Source organism: Mesorhizobium metallidurans STM 2683 (assembly GCF_000350085.1).
Lineage (GTDB): Bacteria > Pseudomonadota > Alphaproteobacteria > Rhizobiales > Rhizobiaceae > Mesorhizobium > Mesorhizobium metallidurans.
Genome location: NZ_CAUM01000112.1, coordinates 63,913 through 79,298 on the forward strand (window position 1 = coordinate 63,913; position 15,386 = coordinate 79,298).

Below are 15,386 nucleotides of genomic sequence, written 5' to 3' on the forward strand. Positions count from 1 at the left end.
GATGACCGACGCTTCGTCCCCCTATCCTCACCGCCATCTTCTGGGCATCCGCGATCTTTCCCCCGCCGACATCGAGCTCCTGCTCGACCGGGCCGACCGGGCGGTGGCGATCTCCCGGCAGCCGGAGAAGAAGACCTCGACGCTGCGCGGCCGTACCCAGATCAACCTCTTCTACGAAGCCTCGACCCGCACGCAATCCTCGTTCGAGCTGGCCGGAAAGCGGCTCGGCGCCGACGTTATGAACATGTCGGTGGCGAGTTCCTCGGTGAAGAAGGGCGAGACGCTGATCGACACGGCGATGACGCTGAACGCCATGCGCCCCGATATACTGATCATCCGCCACCAGTCGGCGGGTGCGGCGGCCCTTCTGGCGCAGAAGGTCGGCTGCTCGGTGGTCAACGCCGGCGACGGCGCGCATGAGCACCCTACGCAGGCGCTGCTCGACGCGCTGACCATCCGCCGTGCCAAGGGGCCGCTGTCGAAGCTGATCGTGGCGATCTGCGGCGATATCCTGCATTCGCGCGTCGCGCGCTCCAACATCATGCTGCTCAACGCGCTCGGCGCCCAGGTGCGGGTCGTCGCCCCGTCGACGCTGCTGCCGGCCGGCATCGAGAAGATGGGCGTCATCGTCACCCGCTCGATGGCCGAAGGGCTTAAAGACGCCGACGTGGTGATGATGCTGCGCCTGCAGCGCGAGCGCATGGAGGGCGCCTTCGTGCCTTCGGTGCGCGAATATTTCCGCTATTTCGGTCTCGACGCCGAAAAGCTGAAGGCGGCCAAGGGCGACGCGCTGGTGATGCATCCAGGCCCGATGAACCGCGGCGTCGAGATCGCCTCGGAAATCGCCGACGGCCCGCAGAGCGTCATCCAGGAACAGGTGGAGATGGGCGTCGCCGTGCGCATGGCTGTCATGGAAGCGCTGCTCGACCCCCGCAGAAACACTGAAGGCCGTGACACATGAGCGCGACGGTCTTTGAACGCGTTCGCATCGTCGACCCATCGCGCGGCATCGACGAAGTCGGCACGGTCATTGTCGAGGGCCGCAAGATCACCGCTGCCGGCAAGGCGGCGCTCGACCAGGGCGCTCCTGAAGGCGCCACGATCATCGATGGCCGCGGCAAGGCGATCATTCCCGGCCTGATCGACGCCCGCGTCTTCATCGGCGAACCCGGTGGCGAACACCGCGAGACGATTGCTTCGGCGAGTCTTGCTGCGGCGGCCGGCGGCGTGACCTCCATCGTCATGATGCCCGATACAGACCCGGTGATCGACAATGTCGCGCTGGTCGAGTTCGTGCTGCGCACCGCCAAGGATACGGCCGTGGTCAACGTCTTTCCGGCGGCGGCGATCACCAAGGGCCTCGAAGGCCGTGAGATGACCGAGTTCGGCCTGCTCCTGGAGGCCGGCGCGGTTGCCTTCACCGATGGGCGCCACACCATATCGAGCGCGCTGGTGATGCGCCGCGCGCTGACCTATGCGCGCGATTTCGGCGGTGTGATCGCCCATGAAACCCAAGATGCCGACCTCGCCTCATCAGGCGTCATGAATGAGGGCCTCTATGCCAGCTGGCTCGGCCTTGCCGGCATTCCGCGCGAGGCTGAATCCATCCCGCTGGAGCGCGATCTGGCGCTGGCGCGGCTGACCGGCGGCGCCTATCACGCGGCCAAGATCTCGACGGCGATGGCGGCGGCAGCGGTCACGCGGGCCAAAGCCGAAGGGGCCAATGTCACGGCAGGCGTGTCGATCCACAATCTGTCGCTCAACGAGAACGATGTCGGGGAGTACCGCACCTTCTTCCGGCTGACGCCACCGCTGCGCGCCGAGGAGGACCGGCTGGCGATGATCGAGGCGGTCAAGGACGGCACCATCGACATCATCGTCTCCTCGCACGACCCGCAGGACGTCGACACCAAGCGCCTGCCCTTCGCCGATGCGGCGGCTGGCGCCATCGGGCTGGAAACACTGCTGGGCGCGGCACTCCGGCTCTACCACAATGGCGACGTGCAACTGCTGCGGCTGATCGAGGTGCTGTCCACCGCCCCGGCAAGGTTGTTTGGCCTGCCCGGCGGAACGCTGAAGCCCGGCGCGTTGGCCGATCTCGCGCTGGTCGATCTGGACGAGCCATGGATCGTCAGCGAAGGCGGCATTCGCTCGCGCTCGAAAAACACCTGTTTCGAAGGCGCGCGGCTGCAAGGCAAGGTCTTGCAAACGCTGGTAGCGGGACGCACAGTGTTTTCGGCCTAGTTGGCTGTGGCGCATCGCTCCGCAATCCGATCGGCTTGGGAAGCGCGTGGGGGAACAATGGCTTACGGTCCGGTCTTGGCAATTGTCTTCGGCTACCTGCTCGGCTCGATTCCGTTCGGGCTGCTGATCACCCGTGCCGCCGGCCTTGGCGACGTGCGCAAGATCGGCTCCGGTAATATCGGCGCCACCAATGTGCTCAGGACCGGCAACAAGGGGCTCGCCGCCGCGACGCTGCTGCTCGACGCGCTGAAGGGTACTGCAGCGGTACTGATCGCCGGCCGCTTTGCTCCGGAGCTTGGGCTTTGGGCCGGACTTGGCGCTTTCCTTGGCCATCTCTTTCCGGTCTGGCTCGGCTTCAAGGGCGGCAAGGGCGTGGCTACCTATCTCGGCGTGCTGATTGCCCTTGCCTGGCAAGTGGCGCTGATCTTCGCCGTGGTCTGGCTGGCGGTTGCGTTCCTGGCCCGCTACTCCTCGCTGGCCGCGCTGACGGCTGCGATTGTCGTACCGATCGCGCTCTATTTTCTCAGCACGCCTCAGATCGCCGGCCTGTTCGTGGTGATGAGCCTGATCGTCATCATGAAACACCGCGCCAACATTGAGCGGCTGCTGGCCGGCACCGAGGGCAAGATCGGAGCCAAGGGGTGAGCCAGCGCTCCGCCGGGCCGCGCCTCAGCGACCGGCAGCGGCTGAGCTGGCTTCGCTTGATAAGAACGCCGAATGTCGGCCCGGCGACCTTTCGCGATCTGATCAACCGCTTCGGCTCTGCCGAAGCAGCACTTGAGATTCTGCCCGAACTGATGATCTCGGGCGGCGCCAGCCGCATCGCCCGCATCCCATCCGTTGCCGAGGCCGAAGCCGAGCTGGAAGCCGCACGTCGGGCCGGCGCCCGCTTCGTCGGCATCGGCGAAGCGGACTATCCACCGCTGCTGAAGAGCATGGATCATCCGCCACCATTGCTGGCGGTCAAGGGCGAAGGCGCGGTGTTCCGCTTGCCGGCGGTGGCCATCGTCGGCGCCCGCAACGCCTCGCTGGCCGGCATCAAGATGGCGCGGACGCTGGCCGCCGAACTCGGCCGCGACGGCTATGGCGTCGTTTCCGGCCTGGCGCGCGGCATCGACACCGCAGCACATCATGGCAGCCTTGCAACCGGCACGATCGGTGTGCTGGCCGGCGGTATCGATATGCCCTACCCGCCCGAGAATGCCGGCCTGTGCGACGAGATCGCCGAGCGCGGCGGCGCCATCATCTCGGAAATGCCGTTTGGCTGGCAGCCGCGTGCCCAGGATTTTCCGCGCCGCAACCGCCTTGTCGCCGGCGCTGCCCTGGGACTGGTCGTGGTCGAGGCCGCGCAACGCTCCGGCTCGCTGATCAGCGCCAGGCTTGCCGGCGAGATGGGCCGGCTGGTCTTCGCCGTCCCCGGCTCGCCGCTCGATCCGCGCGCCGCCGGAACCAACGGCTTGCTCAAGGACGGCGCCACCCTCGTCACCGAGGCGTCGGATGTTTCCAGCGCGATCGCACCACTGGTCGGCACGCGGATGCCAAGGGCGCCGCTCGAAGAGCCGCCCGATTTCTCGGTGACGCCGCCCCCCGGCGAGGACGACCGCGCCCGCGTCATCGAGGCGCTCGGCCCGACGCCGGTGGCGGTCGACGAGATCATCCGCCACACCGGCCTGCACCCGGCCCAGGTTTTCATGGTGCTCTTGGAACTCGACCTCGCGGGCCGGTTGGAGCGGCATGCGGGCGGGAACGTGTCGCTGGTTTGATCGAGGTTTTCCGTCTCGCCTACGAGGCTCTCACCACGATGGGACGGCAGGTTGCGAGAACAGCTGTCACCTGCGGCACGCTCTGCCCGCGGTCAAAGTCATTGCTGGCTTTGCGTATGGGAACCACGGTGTGCTCTGGCTCCGGGAGCGACAATCGGCAGATATTGCTTCTCACCGATGCATCTTGATTGGCTCTAGCTGCAAGCCACTCCGCTCTGTCCCGCGTCAAACCGATGAGGCAAGTACCGGCGAAGTCTGCTGGCACATCAACGGTCGTATCAAAGACGGCCCATGTGCCGGTCGGCTCTTGAACAGTCAAAAACCTCATAACAGAACCTGCTAATATAGCGCTCGAACTTACGGGATGAAGCTCTCTTACCGCATCGATCAAACGAAGGAGGGTTTCGTGCCGACAGACGCCGGCAGCCTAATATGTGTGCTGGCTGGACCGCGGGCAGCCTTGCGGAGCCGCTCGCTATCACGGGCATCAGCGGGCGATTCCTTGGGCGGGATCCCAGGAGAACCGACAGCCACTTCCGAAGCCACGTCAGTGAGCTTCTTCATGCAACGCGCTGTTTTACTTGAGAATTTTGGTGAGCGCGTCGGGGTTCGAACCCGAGACCTACTGATTAAAAGTCAGTTGCTCTACCGGCTGAGCTACGCGCTCTCGCGGGCCCCGAAATGCTGCCCTCGAAATTGCGCGGAACATAGGGAGAGTGCTTCGCACGGTCAACCGGAAAAAGAGAAAGCGAAAGCCAGCATTTTTCGTGGTAGAGCAGCGCCTCGCGCCCCCGATTTGGCAAGCACCTGGCGGTCTTCGGCAAGCAAGCGAAAGTCTGGCCTTGGACATCACGGTCAACCGGGAGAAACATTACAAATCAGCGGCTTGCAATTTTTCGCGGAACAATCGCGCCGCCTGCCCGTTTTCCCGCGACAAGGGACATCCCTTCCAAGGAGAATATCATGAACAGGATCATGTCGGGTTTGCTGGCCACAACCCTCTCGCTTTCGTTCGCTGCCGCGGAGATCGTGCCGGTCAACGCGCAGCCGACCTACGTGCCGCTAAGCCAGGGCCTGTCGTCAAATGTCCAAACTGTCCAGTATGAGCCGTGGCGGAAGCGGAACTTCAACCGCAATTTCTCCCGCCGCGACTTTTCGCGTCGCGATTTCTCCCGTCGCAACTTCGCGCGCAATGACGGCATGTACTGGCGCGGCCACCGCGGCTCCCGCGAATGGCGTCGCGGCTATCGCCGTCATGGCGATTACTGGTTCCCGCTGGCCGCCTTCGCCACTGGTGCGCTGGTCACCGGCGCGATCATCAACAACCAGAACCGTGTTTATCGGGGCGGCGACGCCCATGTGCAGTGGTGCTACAACCGCTACAGATCGTACCGCGCGTATGACAATACGTTCCAGCCCTATAACGGCCCGCGTCAGCAGTGCTATTCGCCTTACTGACGGCCTCCAGTCGGTACAGCGATCGTCGAGGACCCGTGCGTCCATAGGCACGGGTTCTCTCTTGGCAGTTCGATAGAACCTGAGCCGCTTCGATCAACCGACCCAGTTGATGGTCTTGATAGTCAGATATAGGCCACCGCCTTCACCACGCGGAGAACGGTAGGCGCCGAGAGCGTTACAAATTCGGACCATTGCCCCGGCCAGTTCCCAACCGAGCGCCTCCAGGTTATCCGCATCCGTCACATACGCCTGAGCCAGCTCGTCAATGCCGTTTTCTTCTCCGAAGGATCGAACCAGTTTTGCGTGGCTAAGGAGTTCGCCAGGCAAGTTTGAATTTGCCCACGACCAAGCCAGTTGCTGGCCTTGACGCTCGTGGAACCCGCAATCTGGATCTCCGCGACCACCTTGACGATACTGCCTTCCGAAAAAAGAAGCTTTCCAGTCTTGAGATCGTAGTCGTAGCGGGCCACCTGCCGAGACCGAAATCGTCCTTTAAGCGCTTATTCTTCGCGTTCAGCTGTTCGAAAGCCTCTTTGCGCCAAGCAGTATACCAGTCTGGATTCATTCCCCTCACCCCGGCGCCGCCTTCTCACCGCTTATTGCATGCTAAGTGTCCGGCGCACAGCGTCGCGCCAACCAGCCAGCTTGGCCGACCGTGTGGCCGCCTCCATGTCTGGCTTGAAGCGCCGGTCAAGCGCCCAGCTCTCGGCGAACTCATTTGCCTTCGGCCAAACGCCCGCCTTTGAGCCGGCAAGCCATGCCGCGCCAAGCGCCGTCGTCTCCAGAATGGTCGGGCGATCGACCGGCGCGTCGAGGACGTCGGCCAGCCGCTGCATGGTCCAGTCCGACGCCACCATGCCGCCGTCGACACGAAGCACTGTCCTGGCCGACGCGCCCTTCCAGTCCTTACGCATGGCGTCGAGCAGATCACGGGTCTGGTAGGCGACGGATTCAAGCGCGGCGCGGGCAAACTCCGCCGGGCCTGAATTGCGCGTCAGCCCGAAGATAGCGCCACGCGCATCGGCGTCCCAATGCGGCGCGCCGAGCCCGACAAAGGCCGGCACCAAGTAGACATTCTGCGTCGGATCGGCGGACGCCGCCAACACGCCGCTTTGCTCGGCCTTGCCGATGACCTTGATGCCGTCGCGCAGCCATTGCACGGCCGCACCCGCGATGAAGATCGAGCCTTCAAGCGCATAGGTGGTCTTGCCGTTCAGCCGATAGGCGATGGTGGTCAAAAGTCGGTTCTTCGAGCGTACCAGATCGCCGCCGGTGTTGAGCAGCGCAAAGCAGCCGGTGCCATAGGTCGATTTCATCATGCCCGGCTCGAAACAGGCCTGGCCGATGGTCGCCGCATGCTGGTCGCCCGCCACACCGAGAATTCTGATCTCCGCGCCAAACAGACTTCTCTCTGTGATTCCATAGTCATCGGCGCAATCCTTCACCTCAGGCAGCATCGCGGCCGGGATGCGCAGAATGGAAAGCAGCTCGTCGTCCCAGGCATTCTTCTCGATGTTGTAGACCAGCGTGCGCGAGGCGTTGGTGGCGTCGGTGGCGTGAACCTTGCCGCCGGTCAGCCGCCAGATCAGGAAACTGTCGATGGTGCCGGCCAGTAATTCGCCCTTCTCGGCGCGTTTCCTGGCGCCCTTCACCTTGTCCAGCATCCAGGCGATCTTGGTGCCCGAGAAATAAGGATCGAGGAGCAGGCCGGTTTTTTTGGTGAAGGTCTTCTCCAGGCCCTGCTTCTTGAGCTTCTGGCACAGCGGCGCGGTGCGCCGGTCCTGCCAGACGATCGCATTGTGGATCGGCTTGCCGGTCGCCCTCTCCCATATGACGACGGTCTCGCGCTGGTTGGTGATGCCGATAGCGGCCACGTCCGACCCCGCACGACCGGCGCTCTCGAGCGCGGCCTTCACCGTTGCGACGACGCTTCCCCAGATCTCTTCCGGGTCATGCTCGACCCAGCCCGAGGCCGGATAGTGCTGCGCGAATTCCTTCTGCCCGCTGCCCACGACCCTCATCTCGTCGTCGAACAGGATCGCCCGGCTCGATGTCGTCCCCTGATCGATTGCCAGGATGAAACCGCTCATAATCTCTCCCTCAGCGTGTGCTCAAACAGGGCGCACGGCACTGCAATTGTCCAAACAAACAGGGGAGACGGCAACATGCCGCCTCCCCCAATATTGCTGCGCGGCGCGAACGCCCGCATCAACAGTCCTACTTCTGCCAGCTCTTGATCAGTTCGTCATAGTTGACGGTGATCGGCTTGTCCTTCTCGTTCTCTATCTTCAGCTGCGGAGCGAGATTGCCGGCCGCAACAGCCGCGGCATTCTGCTCTTCCAGTGAAGTCTCCTCGGCCATTTTCGGACCGATATCGCCCTGCACGCCAGAGCGCTCGATGCGTTCCATAACGTTTTCCTGCTCGGCGCAGAGCGAGTCCATCGCTTCCTGCGCGGACTTGGCGCCCGACGACGCGTCGCCGACCGCCTGCCACCAGAGTTGCGCAAGCTTCGGATAGTCAGGCACGTTGGGACCGGTCGGCGACCACTGGACGCGGGCGGGTGAACGGTAGAACTCGATCAGGCCGCCGAGCTTCGGGGCACGCTCCGTGAAGCTCTTGTCCTGGATTGTGCTCTCGCGGATGAAGGTCAGGCCGACATGGCTCTTCTTCACGTCTACGGTCTTGGAGGTAACGAACTGGGCGTAGAGCCAGGCGGCCTTGGCGCGGTCGTCCGGGGTCGATTTCAGGATGGTCCAGGAACCCGCGTCCTGATAGCCGAGTTTCATGCCTTCTTTCCAGTAGACGCCATGCGGGCTCGGCGCCATGCGCCATTTCGGGGTGCCGTCCTCGTTCACAACCGGCAGTCCCTCCTTGACCATGTCGGCAGTAAAGGCTGTGTACCAGAACATCTGCTGGGCAATCGCCCCCTGTGCCGGCACCGGGCCGGAGTCGTAGAAGGTCATGCCCTGCGCTTCCGGCGGAGCATAGGCCTTCAGCCAGTCGAGGTATTTGGTGATCGAGTAGACCGCCGCAGGGCCGTTGGTGTCGCCGCCGCGAGCCACGCAGGAGCCGACGGGCCGCGACTTCTCATCGACTTTGATGCCCCACTCATCGACCGGCTTGCCGTTCGGGAGCCCCTTGTCGCCATTGCCGGCCATCGACAGCCAAGCGTCAGTGAACCGCCAGCCCAAATCCGGCGCCTTTTTGCCGTAGTCCATGTGGCCGTAGACTTTCTTGCCGTCGATTTCGCGGCCGGTGAAGAAGGCGGCGATGTCCTCATAGGCCGACCAGTTGACCGGCACGCCGAGGTCGTAGCCGTACTTCGCCTTGAAGTCGGCCTTGTTCTTCTCGTCGTTGAACCAGTCGTAGCGGAACCAGTAGAGGTTCGCGAACTGCTGGTCCGGAAGCTGGTAAAAACTGCCGTCCGGCGCTGTGGCAAATGGCATTCCGATAAAATCTTTAAGGTCGAGACCCGGATTGGTCACATCCTTGCCTTCGTTGGCCATGAAGTCGGCAAGGTTGCGCGCCTGCTGGTAGCGCCAATGGGTTCCGACCAAATCGGTGTCGTTGACGTAGGCGTCGAAGATGTTTTCGCCGGACTGCATCTGCGTCTGCAGCTTTTCGATAACGTCGCCTTCGCCGATCAGGTCATGGGTGACCTTGATGCCGGTTATGTCCGTGAACGCCTTTGCCAGCGTTTTTGACTCGTATTCGTGGGTCGTAAGGGTTTCGGACACGACCTTGATGTCCATGCCCGCAAAGGGTTTTGCGGCATCGATGAACCACTGCATCTCGGCTTCCTGGGCAGCGCGATCGAGAGTCGACATGTCGCCGATCTCAGCGTCGAGGAATACCTTGGCTTCGTCCATTCCGGCATAGGCGTTGCCTGCCCCGAGCAATAGGACAAGCGCAGTCGTTGATGTAAAAAATTGCCGTCGCATGTGTTTCCTCCACTGTTTCAGTTTCAAGTGCGATCGGAGCAGCCGCCGGCACGCGGCTGCTCCAACAGTTCCCCCTCTATACGTAGCGGAATACGCCGATGGCGTAGACCACGGAGAGAGCGAGAGCCCACCACAGGTTGGGTCCGACAAGACCCAGCCAAGTGAGATGGATAAAGGCGCTGCCGAGCAGCGAAATGAAAAGCCTGTCGCCGCGCGTCGTCTCGAACCGCAGCAAGCCGACCCGGGGATTGCCGCCCGGCGAGGCGTATTCCCAGACGGCCATGCCGCAGAGCAGCACCAGGATCGTGATGAAAAAGATCGCCGTCGGCAGCGTCCACGCCATCCAGGTAAAGCTCATCGCCTCGATCCTCCACGGCCTGCGATCCGTCCAGCAATCCTCGGTGCAAAAATCAACATCAGACCCTCCCCAGGGCGAAGCCCTTGGCGATGTAGTTGCGGACAAACCAGATGACGAGCGCGCCCGGAATGATCGTCAGCACGCCGGCCGCGGCCAGCACTCCCCAATCCATCCCAGCTGCAGACACTGTGCGGGTCATGACCGCGGCAATCGGCTTGGCGTCCGTAGTCGTCAGCGTGCGGGCGAGCAGAAGCTCGACCCACGAGAACATGAACGTGAAAAAAGCCGCGACGCCGATGCCGGAGGCGATCAGCGGCATGAAAATCTTGACGAAGAAGCGCGGGAACGAATAGCCGTCGATATAGGCGGTCTCGTCGATTTCTTTTGGCACGCCGGACATGAAGCCTTCGAGAATCCAGACCGCCAGCGGCACGTTGAACAGGCAATGCGCCAGCGCCACGGCGATATGCGTGTCGATCAGCCCGAATGCCGAATAGAGCTGGAAGAACGGCAGCGCGAACACCGCCGGCGGCGCCATGCGGTTGGTCAGGAGCCAGAAGAACAGGTGCTTGTCGCCGAGGAAGCGGTAGCGCGAAAACGCATAGGCGGCGGGCAAGGCGACAGCGACCGAAATCACCGTGTTCATGACCACATAGATGATGGAGTTGATGTAGCCTTTGTACCAGGACGGATCGGTGAAGATCACCATGTAGTTGGCTATCGTCGGGTTTTTCGGCCATGGCGAGAAGGCGCCAAGGATCTCCTGGTTGGTCTTGAAGCTCATGTTGACGAGCCAGTAGATCGGCAGCATCAGGAAGATGATGTAGATCGTCGGCACCAGCCACCAGAACCGCGATTCCTCGCCGCGCCGTCGCATCTTGCGGGCCAGCGTGGCGTTCGCTATCTGCGTTTCCGCGCTGGATTGCGATTGTCGCATGAACGGTCCATTCCGCCGGTCAGCCGCTGTTTCGTCGAGGCGCGCCATCTCACACCCCCGAATCGTAGTTGGTCATGACGGTGTAAAATACCCACGACATCATGAGGACAATCAGGAAGTAGACGATCGACATCGCCGCCGCCGGCCCGAGATCGAACTGGCCGATGGCTATCTTGACGAGATCGATCGACAGGAAAGTGGTCGAATTGCCAGGCCCGCCGCCGGTGACGACGAACGGTTCGGTGTAGATCATGAAACTGTCCATGAAGCGCAACAAAACGGCAATCAGCAGCACACGCTGCATCTTCGGCAGCTGGATGTAACGGAAGATCGCCCAGCGCGACGCGCCATCGATCTTGGCGGCCTGGTAGTAGGCGTCCGGTATCGAGACGAGGCCGGCGTAGCACAGAAGCACGACGAGGCTCGTCCAGTGCCAGATATCCATCAGGATAACGGTGACCCAGGCATCGTATGGGTCGTTGACGTAGTTATAGTCGAAGCCGAGCGACCGCAGCGAATATCCGAGCAGGCCGATGTCGACGCGGCCGAACACCTGCCAGATCGTGCCGACGACGTTCCACGGAATGAGCAGCGGCAGCGCCATCAGCACCAGGCAGACCGGAACGCCCCAGCCCTTTTTCGGCATGTTGAGCGCAATGAAGATGCCAAGCGGAATCTCGATCGCCAGGATGATGAAGGAAAAGACCAGGTTGCGGACCATCGCTTGCCAGAAGCGGTCGGAGGAAAGCAGTTCCTCAAACCATTCCGTGCCGGCCCAAAAGAAGACATTGTTGCCGAACGTGTCCTGCACCGAATAGTTGACGACGGTCATCAGCGGAATGACGGCCGAGAACGCCACCAGCACCAGCACCGGCAGCACCAGGAACCACGCCTTGTTGTTCCAGGTCTTTTCCATCTACGCCCCCATCTCGACACGCCAGGAATCGGCGTAGAGGTTGATGCCGGCCGGCTCGAAAGCGATTTTCGGATCGGCGGGAATGTCCGCGTCCTCGCCAATGATTGCCGCGATGTCGCGGCCTTCGAAACTGGCGCGGACCACCTTGTGGCGGCCGACATCCTCGACCTTGCTGACCTTTACCGCCATGCCCTCGCGGCCAAGCCTGACATATTCGGGGCGGATGCCGAGTTCGATCGCGCCTGCGGTTCCAGCCTTGGGCGCGCCCGGCAATTCGATCGTCTGGCTGCCGAGCCGCGCGTTCCTGCCCTCGACCGCGACCGGCATGACGTTCATGCCCGGAGAGCCGATGAAGTAACCGACGAATGTATGCTTGGGGCGCTCGAACAGTTCGGCGGGAGAGCCGATCTGCACGATCTCGCCCTCATACATGACGACGACTTTTTCGGCGAAGGTAAGCGCTTCGGTCTGGTCGTGCGTGACATAGACCATCGTGAAACCGAAACGCCTGTGCAACTGCTTCAACTGCGAGCGCAGGACCCACTTCATATGCGGGTCGATGACGGTCAGCGGCTCGTCGAACAGTATGGCGTTGACGTCGGAGCGCACCAGCCCGCGCCCGAGCGAGATCTTCTGCTTCTGGTCGGCGGTCAGCCCCCTCGCCTTTCTCCGGGCCATATCGGCCAAACCGGTCATCTCCAGCGTCTCGCGTACCTTGCGGTCGACATCTGTCTCCGGAACGCCACGATTGCGCAGCGGGAACGCCAGATTGTCGTAGACAGTCATGGTGTCGTAGATGACCGGGAACTGGAACACCTGCGCGATGTTGCGCTCCTGCGTCGACAGATTGGTCACGTCCCTGCCATCGAACAAAAGCTCGCCATGCGACGGGTGCAACAACCCCGAAATAATGTTGAGCAGCGTGGTCTTGCCGCAGCCCGACGGCCCGAGCAGCGCATAGGCGCCGCCATCCTCGAAGGCGTGATGCACCTCCTTCAGCGCATAGTCCTTGTCCGACTTCGGATGCGGACCGTAGGCGTGGCGGATGTGGTTGCAGTCGATGCGCGCCATGTGCCCCTCCTCAAGCCGCCAGCATTTGTAGCGGCGTAGCCGATCGGCCGCTCGCGTCGAAGACCATGATATGCCGCGGGTCGATGAACACCTCGATGACCTGGTCCGGTTCGAACACCAGGATGCCGTGCTCCAGCATAACCCAGCGCACATCGGCGAAGTCGAGATGCACAAAGCTCTCCGAACCGGTGATCTCGGTGACCGAGACCTTGGCTTTCACCGACACCGCCGAGGGGCTCGGCCGGGCAAGGGAGAGATGGTGGGGCTGGAAGCCGATCGTATAACTCGTATCGGCAATACCAGCGAGGTCAGCCGGCACCGGGAGGTTCACCCCACCATCGAGAAGGAAGCTCGAACCGCTCTTCTTCAGCACGATCGTGTTGAGCGGAGGATCGGCAAAAGTCTTGGCCGTGACGAGGTCGTTCGGCTTGCGGAAGACGTCGATCGTCGGCCCGAACTGGGTGATGCGGCCTTCGGAGAGCGTCGCCGTATTGCCGCCGAGCAGCAATGCCTCATGCGGTTCGGTCGTGGCATAGACGAAGATGGTGCCGGCCGCCGCGAATATCCTCGGCAATTCCGCGCGCAATTCCTCGCGCAGCTTGTAGTCGAGATTGGCGAGCGGCTCGTCAAGCAGGACAAGGCCGGCGTTCTTGACGATGGCGCGCGCCAGCGCGGTGCGCTGTTGTTGGCCACCCGACAGGTTGAGCGGCGTGCGGTCGAGATAGGGCGTCAACTTCAGAAGCGCGGCGGTATCGCGCACCTCCCTGTCGATCTTTGCCCGTTCGGTGCCTGCGACCCTCAGCGGCGAGGCAATGTTCTCGTAGACGGTCATCGCCGGATAATTGATGAATTGCTGATAGACCATGGCGACGTTGCGCTTCTGCACCGGCATGCCGGTGACATCCTTGCCATCGAACCAGACAGAGCCGGAGGTCGGCACGTCAAGGCCGGCCATCAGCCGCATCAGGCTGGTCTTGCCGGAAAGCGTCGGTCCGAGAAGAACGTTGAGCGAGCCGTGCTGAAGCGTCAGCGACACGTCGCGGATATGCTCCGCCGCGCCGACCGTCTTCGTCACATTTCTCAGTTCCAGCATGATGCCTCCTCCCAGGCGTTCCGCATCACTTGGCCATCCTTACTCAGCCGCAGCGACATGGCGCCGGCTTATTCCGCGCATGAATTCGTCGAGCGCCGCCGCCTGTTCGCGGCCGAGATGCAGGCCGCGCTTGGTCCTGCGCCACAATACATCTTCGGCGGTGACAGCCCATTCGTTTTCAACGAGGTAGCGCACCTCGGCCTCGTACAGATCGGCGCCGAAGTGCCGACCAAGATCGGCATTCGATCTGGCCAGGCCCAGCAGCGTGCGGGCGCGAGTGCCGTAGAGCCGGGTCAACCGGCGGGCCAGGCGCGCGTCGAGGAACGGATAGGCCGTTTTCAGCTTCGCCACTTCGGCGTCGAAGCCGGTGGCCGGGAAATCGCCGCCCGGCAGCGGCGCGTTCGCCGTCCAGGGCTTGCCGCGTTTGCCGAGAAAATGCTCGATCTTCTCGATCATCGATTCCGCCAGCCGGCGATAGGTGGTGATCTTGCCGCCGAAGGCGTTGACGATTGGCGCGACGCCCTCGCCGCCATCCGCCTTCAGCACATAGTCGCGCGTCGCTTCCTGCGCCTTCGAGGCGCCGTCATCATAGAGCGGACGCACGGCTGAGTAGGTCCAGACGATGTCGGAGCGCCTGACGGCCTGCGCAAAATACTCGCTTGCCGCGGCGCAGAGATAATCGATCTCGGTGTCGCTGATCTTCACGTCATGGGGGTCGCCGGGATAATCCTGGTCCGTGGTGCCGATCAAGGTGAATTCTTCCTCATAGGGAATGGCGAAGATGATCCGCCCATCCTTGTTCTGGAAGAAATAGGCACGCGGGTCGTCGAACTTCTTGCCGACGACGATGTGACTACCCTTCACCAGGCGGACATTGTGCACGTCGTTCAAGCCGACCGTGCCCGACAGCACATGGTCGACCCACGGACCGGCGGCGTTGACCAGAAGCCGCGCCTTGACCTCCTCATGTTCCCCGGTCCGCGCATTTTCCAGCCTGACCGTCCAGAGATCGCCGTCGCGGCGTGCTCCGACAACCTTGGTGCGGGTCCGGATCGTAGCGCCGCGGTCGGCGGCGTCGCGGGCGTTCAACGCCACCAGCCGCGCATCGTTGACCCAGCCGTCGGAATATTCGAAGGCCTTGCGAAACAGCGGCTTCAATGGCTTGCCGGCAGGATCCTTTGCCATGTCCAGCGTTCTCGTCGCCGGCAGCAATTTGCGCCCGCCGATGTGGTCATAAAGAAAAAGACCGAGCCTGATCATCCAGGCCGGACGCAGGCCCTTGGCGTAAGGCAGCACGAAACGCATCGGCCAGATGATGTGCGGCGCGTTCTTCCAGAGAACCTCACGTTCCATCAGCGCTTCGCGCACGAGACGGAACTCGTAGAATTCGAGATAGCGCAAACCGCCATGGATCAGCTTGGTCGAACCGGAGGAGGTTCCGCTCGCCAGATCGTTCATCTCGGCAAGGAAGACCGAGAAGCCGCGCCCAACGGCATCACGGGCAATGCCGCAGCCATTGATGCCGCCACCGATGACGAAAATGTCATGGATCGGGGATGCCTCCACAAAGTCCTCCAACGATTTCGCATTGCAGCATTTTGATC

General features: G+C 62.5%; 15 protein-coding genes and 1 tRNA gene. 5 read left to right on the forward strand and 11 right to left on the reverse strand.

Annotated elements, in window-relative coordinates:
• The first annotated feature begins 1 nt into the window (after position 1).
• From MESS2_RS18580 to dprA, 4 genes are read left to right on the forward strand one after another with little or no spacing between them, the layout of a single operon-like run.
• Entirely contained in the window at positions 2-961 is a 960-nt protein-coding gene (locus tag MESS2_RS18580; protein ID WP_008875944.1) for an aspartate carbamoyltransferase catalytic subunit, read from the forward strand.
• Positions 958-2,244 (forward strand): dihydroorotase, encoded by a 1,287-nt coding sequence (locus MESS2_RS18585; protein WP_008875945.1) that lies wholly within the window; start codon positions 958-960, stop codon positions 2,242-2,244. Before MESS2_RS18580 ends, MESS2_RS18585 begins: the two co-directional genes overlap by 4 nt.
• 57 nt (positions 2,245-2,301) lie before the next feature.
• Positions 2,302-2,889: a glycerol-3-phosphate 1-O-acyltransferase PlsY gene (gene plsY, locus MESS2_RS18590; RefSeq protein ID WP_008875946.1), complete on the forward strand. Its 588-nt coding sequence runs from the start codon at positions 2,302-2,304 to the stop codon at positions 2,887-2,889.
• Positions 2,886-4,007 carry a DNA-processing protein DprA gene (gene dprA, locus MESS2_RS18595; protein ID WP_008875947.1) on the forward strand — a complete coding sequence of 374 codons (1,122 nt, stop codon included), beginning with the start codon at positions 2,886-2,888 and terminating at the stop codon, positions 4,005-4,007. The genes plsY and dprA overlap by 4 nt, the downstream gene beginning before the upstream one ends.
• 591 nt (positions 4,008-4,598) lie before the next feature.
• Here dprA and MESS2_RS18600 read toward each other — a convergent pair.
• Positions 4,599-4,674: transfer RNA gene (locus MESS2_RS18600), tRNA-Lys, on the reverse strand.
• Positions 4,675-4,970: 296 nt separating this feature from the next.
• Here MESS2_RS18600 and MESS2_RS18605 point away from each other — a divergent pair.
• Positions 4,971-5,465: a BA14K family protein gene (locus MESS2_RS18605; protein WP_008875949.1), complete on the forward strand. Its 495-nt coding sequence runs from the start codon at positions 4,971-4,973 to the stop codon at positions 5,463-5,465.
• Positions 5,466-5,558: 93 nt separating this feature from the next.
• Here the strand turns inward: MESS2_RS18605 and MESS2_RS34325 are convergent, their stop codons facing one another.
• From MESS2_RS34325 to glpD, 10 genes are all read right to left on the reverse strand, one after another.
• Entirely contained in the window at positions 5,559-5,792 is a 234-nt protein-coding gene (locus tag MESS2_RS34325; RefSeq protein ID WP_008875950.1) for a DUF6882 domain-containing protein, read from the reverse strand.
• Positions 5,705-5,935: a hypothetical protein gene (locus tag MESS2_RS34330; RefSeq protein ID WP_008875951.1), complete on the reverse strand. Its 231-nt coding sequence runs from the start codon at positions 5,933-5,935 to the stop codon at positions 5,705-5,707. The genes MESS2_RS34325 and MESS2_RS34330 overlap by 88 nt, the downstream gene beginning before the upstream one ends.
• Before the next feature lie 126 nt (positions 5,936-6,061).
• Positions 6,062-7,555 carry a glycerol kinase GlpK gene (gene glpK / locus MESS2_RS18615; protein ID WP_008875952.1) on the reverse strand — a complete coding sequence of 498 codons (1,494 nt, stop codon included), beginning with the start codon at positions 7,553-7,555 and terminating at the stop codon, positions 6,062-6,064.
• A 127-nt stretch (positions 7,556-7,682) separates the two neighbouring features.
• A complete protein-coding gene (locus tag MESS2_RS18620) occupies positions 7,683-9,407 on the reverse strand; it encodes an ABC transporter substrate-binding protein (RefSeq protein ID WP_008875953.1) in 1,725 nt (574 codons plus the stop codon).
• A gap of 76 nt (positions 9,408-9,483) precedes the next feature.
• On the reverse strand, positions 9,484-9,765 hold the full coding sequence (locus tag MESS2_RS18625; RefSeq protein ID WP_008875954.1) for a DUF2160 domain-containing protein: 282 nt from the start codon (positions 9,763-9,765) through the stop codon (positions 9,484-9,486).
• Between the two features lie 58 nt (positions 9,766-9,823).
• Positions 9,824-10,702 (reverse strand): carbohydrate ABC transporter permease, encoded by an 879-nt coding sequence (locus MESS2_RS18630; protein WP_083918597.1) that lies wholly within the window; start codon positions 10,700-10,702, stop codon positions 9,824-9,826.
• A 49-nt stretch (positions 10,703-10,751) separates the two neighbouring features.
• Positions 10,752-11,618 carry a carbohydrate ABC transporter permease gene (locus MESS2_RS18635; protein ID WP_008875956.1) on the reverse strand — a complete coding sequence of 289 codons (867 nt, stop codon included), beginning with the start codon at positions 11,616-11,618 and terminating at the stop codon, positions 10,752-10,754.
• Positions 11,619-12,689, reverse strand: coding sequence for an ABC transporter ATP-binding protein (locus MESS2_RS18640; RefSeq protein WP_008875957.1), 1,071 nt, complete (start codon positions 12,687-12,689; stop codon positions 11,619-11,621).
• Between the two features lie 10 nt (positions 12,690-12,699).
• Positions 12,700-13,782: an ABC transporter ATP-binding protein gene (locus MESS2_RS18645; protein ID WP_008875958.1), complete on the reverse strand. Its 1,083-nt coding sequence runs from the start codon at positions 13,780-13,782 to the stop codon at positions 12,700-12,702.
• Positions 13,783-13,821: 39 nt separating this feature from the next.
• Positions 13,822-15,348 carry a glycerol-3-phosphate dehydrogenase gene (gene glpD / locus MESS2_RS18650; protein ID WP_008875959.1) on the reverse strand — a complete coding sequence of 509 codons (1,527 nt, stop codon included), beginning with the start codon at positions 15,346-15,348 and terminating at the stop codon, positions 13,822-13,824.
• Between the last annotated feature and the right edge of the window lie 38 nt (positions 15,349-15,386).

Bases quoted from the DNA above. Each gene is read 5' to 3' on its own strand.
- MESS2_RS18580 (WP_008875944.1), top strand. From the start codon at position 2: ATGACCGACGCTTCGTCCCCCTATCCTCACCGCCATCTTCTGGGCATC.
- MESS2_RS18585 (WP_008875945.1), top strand. From the start codon at position 958: ATGAGCGCGACGGTCTTTGAACGCGTTCGCATCGTCGACCCATCGCGC.
- plsY (WP_008875946.1), top strand. From the start codon at position 2,302: ATGGCTTACGGTCCGGTCTTGGCAATTGTCTTCGGCTACCTGCTCGGC.
- MESS2_RS18605 (WP_008875949.1), top strand. From the start codon at position 4,971: ATGAACAGGATCATGTCGGGTTTGCTGGCCACAACCCTCTCGCTTTCG.
- glpK (WP_008875952.1), bottom strand. From the start codon at position 7,555: ATGAGCGGTTTCATCCTGGCAATCGATCAGGGGACGACATCGAGCCGG.
- MESS2_RS18620 (WP_008875953.1), bottom strand. From the start codon at position 9,407: ATGCGACGGCAATTTTTTACATCAACGACTGCGCTTGTCCTATTGCTC.
- MESS2_RS18625 (WP_008875954.1), bottom strand. From the start codon at position 9,765: ATGAGCTTTACCTGGATGGCGTGGACGCTGCCGACGGCGATCTTTTTC.
- MESS2_RS18630 (WP_083918597.1), bottom strand. From the start codon at position 10,702: ATGCGACAATCGCAATCCAGCGCGGAAACGCAGATAGCGAACGCCACG.
- MESS2_RS18635 (WP_008875956.1), bottom strand. From the start codon at position 11,618: ATGGAAAAGACCTGGAACAACAAGGCGTGGTTCCTGGTGCTGCCGGTG.
- MESS2_RS18640 (WP_008875957.1), bottom strand. From the start codon at position 12,689: ATGGCGCGCATCGACTGCAACCACATCCGCCACGCCTACGGTCCGCAT.
- MESS2_RS18645 (WP_008875958.1), bottom strand. From the start codon at position 13,782: ATGCTGGAACTGAGAAATGTGACGAAGACGGTCGGCGCGGCGGAGCAT.